The sequence below is a fragment of the Flavobacterium araucananum genome (assembly GCF_002222055.1).
In the GTDB taxonomy this organism is placed as follows: domain Bacteria; phylum Bacteroidota; class Bacteroidia; order Flavobacteriales; family Flavobacteriaceae; genus Flavobacterium; species Flavobacterium araucananum.
Genome location: NZ_MUGS01000061.1, coordinates 53,786 through 71,765, shown reverse-complemented (window position 1 = coordinate 71,765; position 17,980 = coordinate 53,786). Strand labels below are relative to the sequence as shown.

15 protein-coding genes and 4 tRNA genes are annotated in these 17,980 nt (G+C 35.1%); all 19 read left to right on the top strand.

Features of this window, described 5'->3' with window-relative positions:
* Positions 1-127: 127 nt before the first annotated feature.
* The 19 genes from B0A64_RS21515 to B0A64_RS21425 all read left to right on the top strand — a co-directional run bounded on the left by B0A64_RS21515 (position 128) and on the right by B0A64_RS21425 (position 17,792).
* Positions 128-1,015 (top strand): ComEA family DNA-binding protein, encoded by an 888-nt coding sequence (locus B0A64_RS21515; protein WP_089481528.1) that lies wholly within the window; start codon positions 128-130, stop codon positions 1,013-1,015.
* 17 nt (positions 1,016-1,032) lie between these two features.
* Positions 1,033-2,175, top strand: coding sequence for an acyl-CoA dehydrogenase family protein (locus B0A64_RS21510; RefSeq protein ID WP_089481527.1), 1,143 nt, complete (start codon positions 1,033-1,035; stop codon positions 2,173-2,175).
* Between the two features lie 265 nt (positions 2,176-2,440).
* Positions 2,441-2,635, top strand: a complete 195-nt coding sequence (gene rpsU, locus B0A64_RS21505) for a 30S ribosomal protein S21 (protein WP_026985791.1) — start codon at positions 2,441-2,443, stop codon at positions 2,633-2,635.
* Positions 2,636-2,772: 137 nt separating this feature from the next.
* Positions 2,773-3,666, top strand: coding sequence for a tyrosine-type recombinase/integrase (locus B0A64_RS21500; protein WP_089481526.1), 894 nt, complete (start codon positions 2,773-2,775; stop codon positions 3,664-3,666).
* A gap of 36 nt (positions 3,667-3,702) precedes the next feature.
* A complete protein-coding gene (hpf, locus tag B0A64_RS21495) occupies positions 3,703-4,005 on the top strand; it encodes a ribosome hibernation-promoting factor, HPF/YfiA family (protein WP_089481525.1) in 303 nt (100 codons plus the stop codon).
* A 91-nt stretch (positions 4,006-4,096) separates the two neighbouring features.
* Positions 4,097-4,170: transfer RNA gene (locus B0A64_RS21490), tRNA-Thr, on the top strand.
* A gap of 53 nt (positions 4,171-4,223) precedes the next feature.
* Positions 4,224-4,304, top strand: a tRNA-Tyr gene (locus B0A64_RS21485).
* Between the two features lie 84 nt (positions 4,305-4,388).
* Positions 4,389-4,460, top strand: a tRNA-Thr gene (locus B0A64_RS21480).
* Positions 4,461-4,514: 54 nt separating this feature from the next.
* On the top strand, positions 4,515-5,702 hold the full coding sequence (gene tuf / locus B0A64_RS21475; protein ID WP_089481524.1) for an elongation factor Tu: 1,188 nt from the start codon (positions 4,515-4,517) through the stop codon (positions 5,700-5,702).
* Between the two features lie 60 nt (positions 5,703-5,762).
* Positions 5,763-5,833 (top strand) — tRNA-Trp (locus tag B0A64_RS21470).
* Between the two features lie 19 nt (positions 5,834-5,852).
* Positions 5,853-6,050, top strand: a complete 198-nt coding sequence (gene secE, locus B0A64_RS21465; protein WP_041517377.1) for a preprotein translocase subunit SecE — start codon at positions 5,853-5,855, stop codon at positions 6,048-6,050.
* A 10-nt stretch (positions 6,051-6,060) separates the two neighbouring features.
* Positions 6,061-6,612, top strand: coding sequence for a transcription termination/antitermination protein NusG (gene nusG / locus B0A64_RS21460; protein ID WP_029273444.1), 552 nt, complete (start codon positions 6,061-6,063; stop codon positions 6,610-6,612).
* Positions 6,613-6,679: 67 nt separating this feature from the next.
* Complete coding sequence (gene rplK / locus B0A64_RS21455; RefSeq protein ID WP_007807442.1) at positions 6,680-7,117, top strand: 50S ribosomal protein L11; 438 nt, start codon at positions 6,680-6,682, stop codon at positions 7,115-7,117.
* A 13-nt stretch (positions 7,118-7,130) separates the two neighbouring features.
* Positions 7,131-7,820, top strand: coding sequence for a 50S ribosomal protein L1 (rplA, locus tag B0A64_RS21450; RefSeq protein WP_007807440.1), 690 nt, complete (start codon positions 7,131-7,133; stop codon positions 7,818-7,820).
* Between the two features lie 22 nt (positions 7,821-7,842).
* Positions 7,843-8,346 carry a 50S ribosomal protein L10 gene (gene rplJ, locus B0A64_RS21445; protein WP_089481523.1) on the top strand — a complete coding sequence of 168 codons (504 nt, stop codon included), beginning with the start codon at positions 7,843-7,845 and terminating at the stop codon, positions 8,344-8,346.
* A 91-nt stretch (positions 8,347-8,437) separates the two neighbouring features.
* On the top strand, positions 8,438-8,809 hold the full coding sequence (rplL, locus tag B0A64_RS21440) for a 50S ribosomal protein L7/L12 (protein WP_007807437.1): 372 nt from the start codon (positions 8,438-8,440) through the stop codon (positions 8,807-8,809).
* 264 nt (positions 8,810-9,073) lie between these two features.
* Entirely contained in the window at positions 9,074-12,886 is a 3,813-nt protein-coding gene (gene rpoB, locus B0A64_RS21435) for a DNA-directed RNA polymerase subunit beta (RefSeq protein ID WP_089481522.1), read from the top strand.
* A gap of 273 nt (positions 12,887-13,159) precedes the next feature.
* Positions 13,160-17,470 carry a DNA-directed RNA polymerase subunit beta' gene (rpoC, locus tag B0A64_RS21430; protein ID WP_089481521.1) on the top strand — a complete coding sequence of 1,437 codons (4,311 nt, stop codon included), beginning with the start codon at positions 13,160-13,162 and terminating at the stop codon, positions 17,468-17,470.
* Between the two features lie 10 nt (positions 17,471-17,480).
* The gene (locus B0A64_RS21425) at positions 17,481-17,792 is read left to right on the top strand and encodes a DUF3467 domain-containing protein (RefSeq protein ID WP_017496730.1); all 312 of its coding nucleotides are present in this window, start codon (positions 17,481-17,483) and stop codon (positions 17,790-17,792) included.
* Positions 17,793-17,980: the final 188 nt, after the last annotated feature.

Below are 17,980 nucleotides of genomic sequence, written 5' to 3'. Positions count from 1 at the left end.
AATTATTAGTGTTTTACAACAGATTAATCAATTCGCAAATTACTCAATTTTTTAATATTTTTCTTAATAAAATGATTTATTTTCGCACAAATCATATTTCAATTAGAAATAGAAAAATTTTAAAATAATGAATTTTAAAGCATTTGCAATATATTTTAAGTTTACAAATCAGCAACGTACAGGGATTTTTTTACTTTTTGTAATCATAATGATATTACAAGCAATTTATTTTTTTGTCGATTTTACTTTACCTCAGGAAAAATTCCCGCAAAAAGAGCAATGGCTGTCTTTACAAGTAGAAATTGATTCTGTCAAACTCTCAAAGGCGAATGAAAAACCGAAAGTATATTCTTTTAATCCCAATTTTATTACAGACTATAAAGGATATAAATTAGGAATGTCTGTACAGGAGATTGATCGTTTGCTGGCTTTTCGCAAAGAAAATAAGTATGTGGGTTCTGCCAAAGAATTTCAGGAAGTGACAAAAATATCAGATTCGCTATTAGGGGTAATATCTCCATTCTTTAAATTTCCGGATTGGATTCAGAATAAACCAGCTTTCAAAACTGAAAGAAAAGAATTTGTAAAGAAAGAATTTGCTAAAAAAGAAAAAATAGTAGCTTTAGATATTAATCAGGCAACACAAGAGGATTTAATAAAAATCTATGGAATTGGAGAAGCCTTGTCGTCACGAATATTGAAACAGAAAGAAATTTTGGGTTGCTTTGTTTCGATGGAACAAATGAAAGATATTTGGGGACTTTCGCCGGAAGTCATCAATGAATTAAATACCCATTTTAAGGCTGAAATCCCTTCAGACTTTAAAAAAATAGCGATAAACGAAGCGTCTTTAAAAGAATTATCTCAGTTCTCCTATTTCAGGTATACCTTGGCAAAACAAATAATAACCTATAGAAGTATGAATGGAAATATTAAGAATATTGAGGATTTGTCAAAAATTAAAGGTTTTCCTGTTGATAAAGCAAAAATAATTAGTTTATATTTGGAGTTCTAAAATAAAAGTAGTGTACAATGAATTTTGATTATAACGAAACGCAGTCAATGATTGCTCAATCTATAAAAGATTTTGCCGAGAAAAATATCAGACCCAATATTATGGAATGGGATGAGGCTCAAATTTTTCCAGTTCCTTTATTCAAAAAATTAGGAGAAATGGGATTTATGGGAGTTTTAGTTCCTGAAGAATATGGAGGATCAGGATTAGGTTATCATGAATATATTACCGTTGTCGAAGAAATTTCGAAAGTAGATCCTTCAATTGGTCTTTCGGTTGCAGCGCACAATTCATTATGTACCAATCATATTTTGACTTTTGGAAATGAAGAACAAAAGAAAAAATGGTTACCAAAATTAGCTACTGCAGAATTTATAGGGGCTTGGGGATTAACAGAGCATAATACAGGTTCTGATGCTGGAGGAATGAATACAACAGCAGTTAAAGATGGTGATGAGTGGGTTGTAAACGGAGCTAAAAACTTTATTACACATGCGATCTCCGGAGATATTGCAGTTGTAATTGTACGTACCGGAGAAAAAGGAGATTCTAAAGGAATGACGGCTTTTGTTTTCGAAAAAGGAATGAAAGGATTTACTTCAGGAAAAAAAGAAAATAAGCTAGGAATGCGTGCCAGTGAAACTGCAGAACTTGTTTTTGACGGTTGTCGCGTTCCGGATGCAAATAGATTAGGAGAAGTAGGGCAAGGTTTTGTTCAGGCTATGAAAATATTAGATGGAGGTCGTATTTCTATCGGAGCCCTATCATTGGGTATTGCAAAAGGAGCTTATGAAGCAGCACTTAAATATTCTAAAGAAAGACATCAATTTGGGCAGCCTATTAGCAGTTTTCAGGGAATTTCATTCAAATTGGCAGATATGGCAACAGAAATCGAAGCTTCGGAATTGTTGTTACACAAAGCTGCATTCTTAAAACAACAACACAAACCTGTTACAACACTTGGCGCAATGGCAAAAATGTACGCTTCAGAAGCTTGCGTAAGAATTGCCAACGAAGCCGTTCAAATTCATGGTGGTTATGGGTATACAAAAGACTATCCGGTAGAGAAATTCTATAGAGACTCTAAATTATGTACTATAGGCGAAGGAACTACCGAAATTCAGAAAGTAGTTATTTCAAGGAATTTGCTAAGAGAGTAAAGAATAAAGAATAAAGAATAAAGAATAAAGAATAAAGAATAAAGAATAGAGAATAAAGAGTAAAGAATAAAGATAACAGAGTAAAGAATAAAGATAACAGAGTAAAGAATATTCTAACTGCCTTATAATCATGACGTGCTTTTTAAGTCTATTCTCTTTATTCTATGTTCTTTTCTCTTTCCTAAAAAATAATTCGTAATTCATAACTCTTAATTCATAATTAATATATACTTTTGCAGCCTTAACGAGAGGAGGTGTCAATATTATGTTAATTATACCAATTAAAGACGGAGAAAATATCGATAGAGCATTAAAGCGCTATAAAAGAAAATTTGATAAAACAGGAACTGTTCGTCAACTAAGAGCACGTACTGCTTTTATTAAGCCTTCTGTTATCAAAAGAGCACAGATTCAAAAAGCTGCTTACATCCAAAACATGAGAGATGGTTTAGAGAGTTAGTATTAGCTTTTCAAAAATAATTACCGTTAGTTATCATAATTTGATACTAACGGTTTTTTTATGCTTAATTTTGAGATAAGTAATATTTTTATAAGTTAAGGATATATGTTTGTGTAAATGAAAAAGAGTAGAGTCTTATGAAATCAAATAAAGAGGCGTTCCGTGATTATCTTGAGTTGGAGAAAAAATATTCTGCACATACTGTTAATGCTTATTTAAATGATGTTTTGTTTTTTGAGATGTTCAATAAAACTCATTTTGAGCAAGAAAATGTTGATCAGGCAAATTATAGTCAGGTTCGTAGTTGGATTGTTTCACTTGTTGATGAGGGTGTTTCGAATGTATCAGTAAATCGTAAAATGTCTTCGTTAAAAGCTTTTTATAAGTTTCTTTTGAAAACAAAGCAAATAGAGGTAAGTCCGATGTTGAAACATAAAGCGTTGAAAACTCCTAAAATTGTGCAAATTCCATTTTCTGAAAAAGAGTTGACTGATCTAATGCGGGAAGTTGCTAATTCTACTGGTTTTGAAGAAGTGCGTGACAAACTTATTGTGGATCTTTTTTACACGACAGGAATGAGGAGGGCGGAGTTGATACATTTAATGAAGTATAATGTTGATTTATCGTCTAATGTAGTTAAAGTTTTAGGGAAACGAAATAAAGAACGTATTATTCCGGTTTTGCCAATTGTTATTGCGCAGTTTAATTTGTATCTTCAGGAAAGGGCTTTAGTGGAAAATATAGTCGATGATGATTATTTTTTTATTTCGAAGAAAGGGTTAAAATTGAGTGAATCTTTTGTGTATCGATTAATAAATTCTTACTTTAGTAAAGTCTCTGAAAAGGTAAAAAAAAGTCCGCATGTGCTTCGGCATACTTTTGCGACTCACTTGCTAAATAACGGAGCAGATTTAAATTCAGTTAAAGAATTATTAGGACATTCAAGTTTGGCATCGACCCAGGTTTATACTCATAATAGTTTGGCAGAGCTTAAAAAAGTATACGGGGATGCGCATCCAAGAAATAAATAATAATTCTCAATGTTTATTAACCCTAAAATTTGTATTATGAAGGTAGATGTTCATGCAGTTAACTTTACTGTTGACAGAAAATTGGTAGATTTTATTCAGGAAAGAATGGATAAATTAGAAAAATATTACGATCGGGTTGTTTCGGCTGACATTTTTTTAAAAGTCGAAAGAACAAGTGATAAGGAAAATAAGGCAGTAGAGATTAAGATTAACGTTCCTGGAGATGATTTTTTGGTAAAAAAACAGTGTAAGACATTTGAAGAGGCTGTCGAGCTTTCGGCAGAATCTTTAGAACGTGTATTGGTAAAAAGGAAAGAAAAAACAAGAGCACACATATAATTGAAAATTTTTTTTAAAAAATGTTTTGATTCAAAGATAAAATAGCTACATTTGCAGTCCGTTAGAAATAGCGGACTTTTTTATTGATATTGCCAGCGTAGCTCAGTTGGCTAGAGCAGCTGATTTGTAATCAGCAGGTCGTGGGTTCGAGTCCCTCCGCCGGCTCAAAATGTTTCAAATGCGATTTGAAATTGTTCATGCAATTATTGATAAAAAAAGGGGAGATACTCAAGCGGCCAACGAGGGCAGACTGTAAATCTGCTGTGTGAACTTCGCAGGTTCGAATCCTGCTCTCCCCACAAAAAAGAAGTTAAGATTTTAGAGCGTAGATTTCAGATTTTAAATCCAAGATCTATAGATTACAATCTAAATCAGAACTCTCTGCCGACTTAGCTCAGAGGTAGAGTGCTTCCTTGGTAAGGAAGAGGTCACGGGTTCAATTCCCGTAGTTGGCTCAAGTAAGTAGGAAATTGAAATTAATATATAACTAAGATTAAAAATTAAGTAAAATGGCAAAGGAGAATTTTAATCGTTCCAAACCGCACTTAAACATAGGTACAATTGGACACGTGGATCACGGAAAAACTACATTAACTGCAGCAATTACAAAAGTATTGTCTGATGCTGGTTACTGTCAAGCAAAATCGTTTGATCAAATCGATAACGCTCCAGAGGAGAAAGAAAGAGGTATTACTATTAATACATCACACGTAGAGTATGAAACAGCTAATCGTCACTACGCTCACGTTGACTGTCCAGGTCACGCGGATTACGTAAAGAACATGGTTACTGGTGCTGCTCAAATGGACGGAGCTATCTTAGTAGTTGCTGCTACAGATGGTCCAATGCCACAAACTCGTGAGCATATCCTTTTAGGTCGCCAGGTTGGTATTCCTAGAATGGTAGTTTTCATGAACAAAGTAGACATGGTTGATGACGCTGAGTTATTAGAGCTTGTTGAAATGGAAATTAGAGATTTATTATCTTTCTACGAATATGATGGAGATAATGGTCCTGTTGTTCAAGGTTCTGCTTTAGGAGGATTGAATAATGATCCTGCTTGGGTTCCTAAAATTATTGAATTAATGGAAGCTGTAGATTCTTGGATCGAAGAGCCAGTTCGTGATACTGCAAAACCATTCTTGATGCCAGTTGAGGATGTATTTACAATTACTGGTCGTGGAACTGTTGCTACAGGTCGTATCGAAACTGGTATTGCTAATACAGGTGATGCTGTTGAAATCATTGGTATGGGAGCTGATAAATTAACTTCTACTATTACAGGAGTTGAGATGTTCCGTAAAATCCTTGATAGAGGTGAAGCTGGAGATAACGTAGGTTTATTGTTAAGAGGTGTTGATAAAGAATCTATCAAAAGAGGAATGGTTATCATTAAGCCAGGATCAGTAAAACCACACGCTACTTTCAAAGCTGAGGTTTATATCTTGAAAAAAGAAGAAGGTGGACGTCATACTCCATTCCATAATAACTACCGTCCACAGTTTTACGTACGTACAACTGACGTAACAGGAGTTATTACTTTACCAGAAGGAGTAGAGATGGTAATGCCAGGAGATAACTTGACTATTAATGTTGCTTTGTTAAGCCCAATCGCAATGAGCGTAGGTTTACGTTTTGCTATCCGTGAAGGTGGTAGAACTGTAGGTGCAGGTCAGGTGACTGAAATCGTAGGATAATCCTATAAATATTATAAAAAGCCAGTTGGTCTCCTTAACTGAGATCACTGGCTTTTAATTACGGGCGTAGTTCAAGGGTAGAATAGCGGTCTCCAAAACCGTTGATGGGGGTTCGAATCCCTCCGCCCGTGCAATAAAAAAATATATCAAATGACAAAAGTTACTAATTATTTATCAGAGGCTTTCGAAGAGTTAAAGTCAAATGTTACTTGGCCTGCTTGGGCTGAGGTTCAAAAATTGACAATTGTTGTGGCTGTATTTTCGGTTTTATTCGCCTTGGCAACATGGGGAGTAGACGAATTTTTTGCAAAAGCTTTGGCTGGATTTTTTAACTGGTTAAAAGGATAATTTTTTTGTGATGGCAGATAATAATGTGAAAAAATGGTATGTAGTTAGAGCTGTAAGCGGACAAGAAAATAAAGTCAAAGCTTATATCGAAACTGAAATTGCCAGACTAGGTATGGGTGATTATGTTTCCCAAGTTTTAGTGCCTACAGAAAAAGTAGTTACTGTAAAAGAAGGAAAGAAAATGTCTAAGGATAAAGTTTATTTCCCTGGATATGTTATGATCGAAGCTAACTTGGTTGGTGAGATACCTCATATTATTAAGTCTATTACTAGTGTAATTGGATTTTTAGGGGAAATCAAAGGTGGAGAACCTGTTCCTTTAAGGCTTTCTGAAGTAAATAGAATGTTAGGTAAAGTAGATGAGTTGGCTGTAAATACAGATACTCGTGCTATTCCTTTCAACTTAGGTGAAACTGTTAAAGTGATCGATGGTCCTTTTAATGGGTTTAACGGTACGGTTGAAAAAATCAATGAAGAAAAGCGTAAACTTGAGGTAATGGTGAAAATTTTCGGAAGAAAAACTCCATTAGAATTAAGCTTTATGCAAGTTGAAAAAGTATAATTTTTGTTACATCTATAATAACCACCGTAATCGCTTCCAATGATTAGGGTGTTAAATTTTTTAAAAAATGGCTAAAGAAATTAGTAAGGTAGTTAAACTACAAGTTAAGGGAGGTGCTGCGAATCCGTCGCCACCGGTTGGACCTGCTTTAGGAGCTGCTGGGGTTAATATCATGGAGTTCTGTAAGCAGTTCAATGCTAGAACACAAGATAAACCTGGCAAAATATGCCCAGTACAAATTACTGTGTATAAAGACAAATCATTTGATTTTGTTGTAAAAACTCCTCCAGCTGCTGTCCAATTATTGGAAGCTGCAAAGCTAAAGTCTGGATCAGGTGAACCAAATCGTAAAAAAGTAGCTAGCGTTACTTGGGACGTTATCAAAGCAATCGCTGAAGATAAAATGGTAGATTTAAATGCATTCACAATCGAATCTGCAATGAGCATGATCGCTGGAACTGCTAGATCTATGGGTATAACTGTATCAGGAGATGCTCCTTTTTAATTAAGAGAAAGAAATGGCAAAATTAACAAAAAAGCAAAAAGAGGCTGCTTCAAAAATTGAAAAGAACAAACTATACTCTTTAAAAGATGCAGCTGCATTAATTAAAGTTATAGCTTCTGCAAAATTTGATGAGTCTGTTGATATCGCAGTTCGTTTGGGTGTAGATCCAAGAAAAGCGAATCAAATGGTTAGAGGTGTAGTTACATTACCTCACGGAACAGGTAAAGACGTTAAAGTATTAGCATTGGTTACTCCGGATAAAGAAGCTGAGGCTAAAGAAGCTGGAGCTGATTATGTAGGTCTTGACGATTATTTACAAAAAATTAAAGATGGTTGGACAGATGTTGATGTTATCATCACGATGCCAGCTGTTATGGGTAAATTAGGTCCATTAGGTCGTATTTTAGGACCTAGAGGTTTAATGCCAAACCCTAAAACAGGTACTGTAACTATGGATGTTGCAAAAGCTGTTGCGGAGGTTAAAGCTGGTAAAATTGACTTTAAAGTTGATAAAACTGGTATCGTACATGCAGGAATTGGTAAAGTTTCTTTTGGAGCTGAGCAAATTTATGACAATGCACACGAAATTATTCAAACATTAATCAAACTTAAACCAACTGCTGCTAAAGGTACCTATATTAAAGGTATTCACCTTACAAGCACTATGAGTCCTGCAATTGCATTGGACCCTAAAGCAGTATAATTGGTAGTTAATAATTTTTAGTATGACTAGAGAAGAAAAATCAATCGCGATTGAAGATTTAACTGCACAGTTAGCTGGTACAAATATTATTTATGTATCTGATATTTCTGGATTAAACGCAGAAACGACTTCAAACTTGAGAAGAGCTTGTTATAAAGCAGGTATTAAATTAGAGGTTGTAAAAAATACTTTGCTTGCAAAAGCAATGGAAGCTTCTGCTAATGACTATGGTGATTTACCTTCAGTATTGACTGGTAATAGTGCTATATTTATTTCAGATGTTGCAAATGCACCTGGAAAAATAATTAAAGATTTCAGAAAAAAATCAGCTAAACCTTTATTAAAAGGAGCTTATATTAACTCTGAAATTTATATTGGAGATGATCAATTAGATGCATTAGCAACTATTAAATCTAAAGAAGAACTTCTTGGAGAACTTATTGGATTATTGCAATCACCAGCACAAAGAGTTATCTCTGCTTTACAAAACCAATTCGCTAATAGCGAAGAAGAGGCTGAAGCATAATAACAATTGCAGGGAATTAAATTTCCTTGCTGCTTAAATAGCGCACAATAAATAAATTATATTTTACAAATCATTTTAAACGATAGAAAAAATGGCAGATTTGAAACAATTCGCAGAACAATTAGTTAACTTAACAGTTAAAGAAGTTAACGAATTAGCAACAATATTAAAAGACGAGTATGGTATCGAGCCTGCTGCTGCAGCTGTTGTAGTTGCTGCTGGTGGTGGAGAAGGTGCTGCTGAAGAAGCACAAACTGAATTTACAGTTGTATTAAAAGAAGCTGGTGCTTCTAAATTAGCAGTTGTAAAATTAGTAAAAGAACTTACAGGTTTAGGACTTAAAGAAGCTAAAGATGTAGTTGACGGTGCTCCAAGTAACGTTAAAGAAGGTGTTTCTAAAGAAGAGGCTGAAGGTCTTAAAAAATCATTAGAAGAAGCTGGAGCTGTAGTTGAACTTAAATAAGTTTACTCGGTTTTAAGAACTAGGTTTAGGTCTTGAGTTAACACTCAATGGCCTAAACCATTTTTCGTATAATAAAATATATCAAGTTTTATTATCAAATAGTTTAAAATACGAAAAAGTTTTTGATCAATACGAAGAAAAAAAATTAAGCCAAATTTATCGGGTTATTTTTAAAGATGTATTGATTATAATAAGAAAGTATAGATTAAACAGTGTGTGTTTACACAAAAAACTACTTTTTTTTAATCAAAATTTTGTCCATTGATGATAACAAATCAGACTGAAAGATTGAATTTTGCCTCTACAAAAAATATTCCTGACTATCCGGATTTCCTGGATGTTCAGGTTAAATCTTTTAAAGATTTTTTTCAATTAGAAACTAAATCAGACGAAAGAGGCAACGAAGGATTGTACAATACCTTCATGGAAAACTTTCCAATTACAGATACAAGAAACAACTTTGTATTGGAGTTCCTAGATTATTTTGTTGATCCGCCACGTTATACAATTCAAGAATGTATAGAGAGAGGTCTTACTTATAGTGTGCCTTTAAAAGCCAGGCTAAAACTATACTGTACAGATCCAGAACACGAAGATTTTGAAACTATTGTACAGGATGTTTATCTTGGAACAATACCTTATATGACTCCAAGCGGTACTTTTGTTATCAATGGTGCTGAGCGTGTAGTAGTATCTCAACTACACCGTTCTCCAGGGGTTTTCTTTGGTCAATCATTCCACGCAAATGGAACAAAACTTTATTCTGCCAGAGTAATTCCTTTTAAAGGATCCTGGATAGAATTTTCTACAGATATCAACAGCGTAATGTATGCTTATATCGACAGAAAGAAAAAATTACCGGTTACAACTTTATTCCGTGCAATTGGATTCGAAAGAGATAAGGATATCCTTGAAATTTTCGACCTTGCTGAAGAAATTAAAGTTTCTAAAACAGGTATTAAAAAATATATTGGAAGAAGACTTGCTGCACGTGTATTGAACACTTGGCACGAGGATTTCGTTGATGAAGATACTGGTGAAGTAGTTTCTATCGAACGTAACGAAATTATCCTTGATAGAGATACTATTATCGACAAAGATAATGTTGAAGAAATCATCGATTCTAACGTTAAATCTATTTTGTTACATAAAGAGGATAATAACCAAGCAGATTATGCTATTATCCACAATACATTACAAAAAGATCCAACAAACTCTGAAAAAGAAGCTGTTGAGCATATCTACAGACAATTGCGTAATGCAGAACCGCCTGATGAAGAAACTGCTCGTGGTATTATAGATAAATTGTTCTTCTCTGATCAACGTTATAACTTAGGTGAAGTTGGTCGTTATAGAATGAACAAAAAACTTGGTTTAGATATCCCAATGGAAAAGCAAGTGCTTACCAAAGAAGATATCATTACCATTGTAAAATATTTGATCGAATTGATCAACTCTAAAGCAGAGATTGATGATATTGATCACTTATCAAACCGTCGTGTTAGAACAGTTGGTGAACAATTGTCTCAACAATTTGGTGTTGGTTTAGCGCGTATGGCCAGAACTATTCGTGAGAGAATGAACGTTAGAGATAACGAGGTGTTTACACCAATCGATTTGATTAATGCTAAAACATTATCATCGGTTATTAACTCTTTCTTTGGTACGAACCAGTTATCTCAATTTATGGATCAAACGAATCCATTAGCTGAGATTACGCACAAGAGAAGATTATCTGCACTTGGACCTGGTGGACTTTCGAGAGAAAGAGCTGGTTTTGAGGTTCGTGACGTTCACTATACACACTATGGTCGTTTATGTCCGATTGAAACTCCAGAGGGACCAAACATTGGTTTGATTTCATCTCTTGGTGTTTATGCCAAAGTTAACGGAATGGGTTTCATCGAAACTCCTTACCGTAAAGTTACAGATGGTGTTGTTGATTTAGTTAGTACACCTATCTATTTAAGTGCTGAAGAAGAAGAAGGAAAAATGATTGCTCAGGCAAACATTGAAATGGATGCAACAGGTAAAATCACGGCAAGTAATGTTATTGCCCGTGAGGAAGGTGACTTCCCGGTTGTTGAACCTTCTGCAGTACATTATACAGACGTTGCTCCTAACCAGATTGCTTCGATTTCGGCTTCATTGATTCCTTTCTTGGAACATGATGATGCGAATAGAGCCTTGATGGGATCTAACATGATGCGTCAGGCGGTTCCTTTGATCCGTCCGGAAGCACCAATTGTTGGTACAGGTTTAGAGCGTCAGGTAGCTTCAGATTCTAGAGTATTGATTAATGCTGAAGGAGATGGAACTGTAGAATATGTTGATGCTAACATCATTACTATCAAATACGACCGTACTGAAGAAGAAAGAATGGTAAGTTTTGATGCTGATGAAAAAACATACAACTTAATTAAATTTAGAAAAACCAATCAAGGAACAAGTATCAACCTGAAACCAATCGTAAGAAAAGGGGACAGAGTTATTCTTGGACAGGTATTATCAGAAGGATATGCGACTCAAAATGGTGAATTAGCTTTAGGTAGAAACTTAAAAGTTGCGTTCATGCCATGGAAAGGGTATAACTTTGAGGATGCGATTGTAATTTCTGAAAAAGTAGTTCGTGATGATATTTTTACTTCTATCCACGTTGATGATTATTCATTAGAGGTTAGAGATACTAAGTTAGGAAATGAAGAGTTAACAAACGATATTCCTAACGTTTCTGAAGAAGCTACTAAAGATTTAGATGAAAACGGTATGATTAGAATTGGAGCAGAGGTTAAACCTGGCGACATTTTGATCGGAAAAATTACACCAAAAGGAGAATCAGATCCTACTCCGGAAGAGAAATTGCTTCGTGCAATCTTCGGGGATAAAGCAGGAGATGTAAAAGATGCTTCATTAAAAGCTTCTCCATCTTTACATGGTGTAGTTCTTGACAAAAAATTATTTGCAAGAGCCGTAAAAGATAAACGCAAACGTACTCAGGATAAAGATGCTTTAGGCGCTTTAGAAATGGAATTCGAAACTAAATTTGTTGAACTAAAAGACAGATTGGTTGAGAAATTATTCCTGATCGTTAACGGAAAAACATCTCAGGGTGTAATGAATGATTTGGGTGAAGAAGTTTTACCAAAAGGTAAAAAATATACTCAAAAAATGCTTTATGCAGTAGAAGATTTTGCTCACTTAAGCAAAGGTCAATGGGTTGCTGATGATGCTACAAATAAAATGGTGAATGATTTAATTCATAACTATAAAATTAAGCTGAACGACTTACAAGGATCTTTAAGAAGAGAAAAATTCACTATTACAGTTGGGGATGAATTACCATCTGGAATCTTGAAATTAGCGAAAATTTATATCGCTAAAAAACGTAAACTGAAAGTAGGGGATAAAATGGCAGGACGTCACGGTAACAAAGGTATTGTTGCAAGAATCGTTCGTCATGAAGATATGCCTTTCCTTGAAGACGGAACACCGGTTGATATCGTATTGAACCCACTTGGGGTACCTTCACGTATGAACATTGGTCAGATTTATGAGACTGTTCTTGGATGGGCTGGTCAAAATTTAGGTAGAAAATTTGCTACTCCAATTTTTGATGGTGCTTCTTTAGATCAAATCAATGAATTAACTGATGAAGCTGGAGTTCCACGTTTTGGACATACACACCTTTATGATGGTGGTACTGGAGAGCGTTTCCATCAAGCTGCAACTGTGGGAGTAATTTACATGCTTAAATTAGGACACATGGTTGATGATAAGATGCACGCACGTTCTATCGGTCCATACTCGTTGATTACACAACAACCACTTGGAGGTAAAGCTCAATTTGGAGGTCAGCGTTTTGGAGAGATGGAGGTTTGGGCACTTGAGGCTTATGGAGCATCAAGTACGCTACGTGAAATCTTAACAGTTAAGTCGGATGACGTTATTGGTAGAGCTAAAACTTACGAAGCTATCGTTAAGGGTGAGTCTATGCCAGAACCAGGATTACCGGAATCATTCAATGTATTAATGCATGAATTAAAAGGTCTTGGACTTGACATTCGTTTAGAAGAATAAATAAAGTTTTCAGTTACAGTCTCAGTATTCAGTTCACACTGAAAGCTGAGACTGAAGCTGTTTATTAAAATAAAGTTTTTAGGATTTATACCCGTAACCCGTTCCGATTTTTTACTTACAACCTTAAGGTTTTGTAATTAGCACTTCAAAATTGACGTTTGAAGTTTAGAGAAGTAATCCGTGGTAGTGACTTGATGGTTTTACTCTTTTTTAAAGAGAAGGTTATAAGTTAAAATCAATTTTTTAATTGCAGATAAATCAATAGTAAAAACTATGATGAATAATAGAAATAATAATAAAGATAAAAATCCAGTAAAAAGATTTAATAAAATCTCTATTGGATTGGCTTCACCTGAATCTATCTTGAAAGAATCAAGAGGAGAGGTTTTGAAACCAGAAACTATCAACTACAGAACGCACAAACCAGAACGTGACGGACTTTTCTGTGAAAGAATCTTCGGACCTGTTAAGGATTTTGAGTGTGCTTGTGGTAAATATAAAAGAATTCGTTACAAAGGGATCATCTGTGACCGTTGTGGTGTTGAAGTTACAGAGAAAAAAGTACGTCGTGACAGAGTAGGACACATCAACCTTGTTGTGCCAATTGCTCACATCTGGTACTTCCGTTCTCTTCCAAACAAAATTGGTTATATCCTTGGTCTTCCATCTAAGAAATTAGATATGATCATTTACTACGAAAGATATGTAGTAATTCAGGCTGGTATTGCTAAAAATGCAGATGGAGAATCATTACAAAGATTAGATTTCTTAACTGAAGAAGAATATTTGAATATTTTAGATACTCTTCCGCAAGAAAATCAATATTTAGATGATATGGATCCTAATAAATTTGTTGCCAAAATGGGAGCAGAGTGTATTATGGATTTATTAGCACGTATCGACTTAGATGAGTTGTCTTACCAATTGAGACACAGCGCTAATAACGAAACATCTAAACAACGTAAAACGGAAGCTTTAAAAAGATTACAAGTTGTTGAGTCTTTCCGTGAGTCTAACTTAAACCGCGAAAATCGTCCTGAGTGGATGATCATGAAAGTGGTTCCTGTTATTCCACCAGAATTACGTCCGCTTGTACCACTTGATGGAGGTCGTTTTGCAACTTCAGATTTAAATGATTTATACCGTCGTGTAATCATCCGTAACAACCGTTTGAAAAGATTAATGGAGATTAAAGCTCCGGAAGTTATCTTAAGAAACGAGAAACGTATGTTGCAGGAATCTGTAGATTCATTATTTGACAACACGCGTAAAGCTTCTGCTGTTAAAACAGAATCTAACAGACCATTAAAATCATTATCAGATTCCTTAAAAGGTAAGCAAGGACGTTTCCGTCAAAACTTACTTGGAAAACGTGTGGATTATTCTGCTCGTTCGGTAATTGTTGTTGGTCCTGAATTAAAATTATTCGAATGTGGATTGCCAAAAGATATGGCATCTGAATTATACAAACCTTTTGTTATCCGTAAATTGATCGAAAGAGGTATTGTTAAAACAGTAAAATCTGCAAAGAAAATTATAGACAAAAAAGAGCCTGTAGTTTGGGATATCCTTGAAAATGTAATTAAAGGACACCCAGTATTACTTAACCGTGCTCCTACGTTACACAGACTTGGTATTCAGGCTTTCCAGCCAAAATTAATTGAAGGAAAAGCGATCCAATTGCACCCATTAGTATGTACGGCTTTCAACGCCGATTTTGATGGGGATCAGATGGCAGTTCACTTGCCATTAGGACCAGAAGCTATTTTAGAGGCACAATTATTAATGTTGGCTTCTCACAATATTCTGAATCCTGCAAATGGTGCTCCAATTACTGTACCTTCTCAGGATATGGTCTTGGGTCTATATTATATGACCAAAGAACGTATCTCTACACCAGAACACATAATTTTAGGTCAAGACTTAACATTTTATTCTGCTGAAGAAGTAAATATTGCATTAAACGAAGGAAGATTAGAATTGAATGCTCGTGTAAGAATCAGAGCAAAAGATTTTAACGAAGCTGGAGAGTTAGTGTATAAAATCATTCAAACAACTGCAGGACGTGTATTATTTAACGAAGTAGTACCTGAAGCAGCTGGATATATCAATGATGTATTGACTAAGAAAAACCTTAGAGATATTATTGGACACATTTTAAGTGTGACTAATGTACCTACTACTGCTGCTTTCTTGGACAATATGAAAGATATGGGGTATAAATTCGCATTTAGAGGAGGTTTATCATTCTCTCTTGGTGATATTAGAATTCCAGAGCAAAAAACAAAATTAATTGCAGATGCCAGAGAGCAAGTTGAAGGTATTTCTGTGAATTATAATATGGGTCTTATTACCAATAACGAACGTTACAACCAGGTTATTGACGTATGGACTTCAGCAAATGCGCAGTTGACAGAATTAGCAATGAAAAATATTAGAGAAGACCAACAAGGTTTCAACTCTGTATATATGATGCTTGACTCTGGGGCGAGGGGTTCTAAGGAACAGATTCGTCAGTTAACTGGTATGCGTGGTTTGATGGCTAAGCCTAAAAAATCTACTGCCGGTGGTGGTGAGATTATTGAAAACCCGATTCTTTCTAACTTTAAGGAAGGACTTTCGATCCTTGAGTACTTTATTTCTACTCACGGTGCTCGTAAAGGACTTGCGGATACGGCTCTTAAAACTGCCGATGCCGGATACTTAACAAGAAGGCTTCATGACGTATCGCAAGATGTTATTGTAAACATTGAAGATTGTGGTACTCTTAGAGGTGTTGAAGTTTCTGCTTTGAAGAAAAATGAGGAAATTGTTGAATCTTTAGGAGAAAGAATTTTAGGACGTGTTGCATTGCAAGATGTTATTAATCCTCTTACTAATGAAGTTTTAGTTCAGTCAGGTCACCAAATTACAGAAGCAATCATGAGAGTTATCGAAGCTTCTCCGATTGAAAGAGTAGAAGTTAGATCTCCATTAACTTGTGAAGCTTTAAAAGGTATTTGTGCTAAATGTTACGGTAGAAACTTAGCTACTGGTAAGATGACACAAAGAGGTGAAGCAGTAGGAGTTATTGCAGCTCAATCTATTGGAGAACCAGGTACACAGTTAACACTTCGTACGTTCCACGTTGGAGGGGTTGCCGGAGGTATTTCTGAAGAATCTAGTATTGTTACAAGATTCAACGGTAGACTTGAGATTGAAGATTTAAAAACTGTAAAAGGTGAAGATAGTGAAGGTAATGCGGTAGATATCGTAGTATCACGTTCAACTGAATTAAAATTAGTTGATGAGAAAACTGGAATCGTCTTAAATACACACAATATTCCTTACGGATCTAGTATTTTCGTTAAGGATGGTGAAGTAGTTACTAAAGGATCTGTGATCTGTAAGTGGGATCCATATAATGGTGTAATTGTTTCTGAATTTACTGGTAAGATTGCTTACGAGGATTTAGAGCAAGGACAATCGTTCATGGTTGAAATCGATGAGCAAACAGGATTCCAGGAAAAAGTAATTTCTGAAGCTAGAAATAAAAAATTAATTCCAACTTTATTGGTTTACGGTAAAGAAGGTGAATTGATTCGTTCGTATAACTTACCAGTAGGAGCCCACCTTATGGTTGAGAACGGTGAGAAAATTAAAGCAGGTAAAGTATTAGTAAAAATTCCACGTCGTTCTTCTAAAGCAGGAGATATTACAGGAGGTTTACCAAGAATTACTGAGTTGCTTGAGGCTCGTAACCCTTCTAACCCGGCGGTTGTTTCTGAAATTGACGGTGTTGTTTCTTTTGGAAAAATCAAAAGAGGTAACCGTGAAATTGTTATCGAATCTAAATTTGGTGAGATTAAAAAGTATTTAGTTAAACTTTCTAGCCAAATCTTAGTACAGGAAAATGACTTCGTAAGAGCAGGAGTACCATTGTCTGACGGTGCAATTACACCAGATGACATCTTAAGAATTCAAGGACCAGCAGCTGTTCAACAGTACTTGGTAAATGAAATTCAAGAGGTATACCGTTTACAAGGGGTAAAAATTAATGACAAGCACTTTGAGGTAGTTATTCGTCAAATGATGCGTAAAGTAAGAGTTCAGGATCCGGGAGATACATTATTCCTGGAAGATCAATTAATTCACACTAAAGACTTTATCGTTCAAAATGACAAATTATACGGTATGAAAGTAGTTGAAGACGCTGGAGATTCTGCCGTATTGAAACCAGGTCAGATTATTTCGCCTCGTGATTTACGTGATGAAAACTCATTGCTTAAACGAAATGATAAAAATCTAGTTGTAGCCAGAGAGGTAATTACTGCAACTGCAACGCCAGTTTTACAAGGTATTACAAGAGCTTCGCTACAAACTAAATCATTCATCTCTGCTGCTTCTTTCCAGGAAACAACAAAAGTACTTAACGAAGCTGCTGTAGCTGGTAAAGTAGATGATTTAGAAGGATTGAAAGAAAATGTAATTGTTGGACACAGAATTCCTGCGGGAACTGGTATGAGAGAATATGATAACACTATCGTAGGATCTAAAGACGATTACAATGAAATGATGGCTAATAAAGAAGAATATATCTATTAATTAGGGAACTATGAGTAATCCGAACCAACAACAAGAGCAAATTAATATTGAGTTAGACGAAACTATTGCAGAAGGAATTTATTCTAATCTTGCGATTATTAACCACTCATCATCAGAATTTGTTTTAGATTTTGTGAGTATTATGCCTGGTATTCCTAAAGCCAAAGTAAAGTCAAGAATTGTCTTGACACCACAACATGCTAAAAGATTATTGAAAGCAATTGGAGAAAATATTCATCGTTTTGAAGTCGCTCACGGCGAAATCAAAGAGACAGAACAAGCACCAATACCGCTTAATTTTGGTCCGGCAGGACAAGCATAAAGTATTAAAGCCCCATTTTTTTAAATGGGGCTTTTTTATTACCAACAGAAATGCATCTAAAATGTAGTTTAACCGATTTAGTTAACTTTCATCGACTAAATTTTTTGCTTTCAATCTGTTATTCTAATTTAGTTTCTCCTAATAAAAAGGGGTTAATTTTTGGAATATAATAACTGATTAAGGTTGGG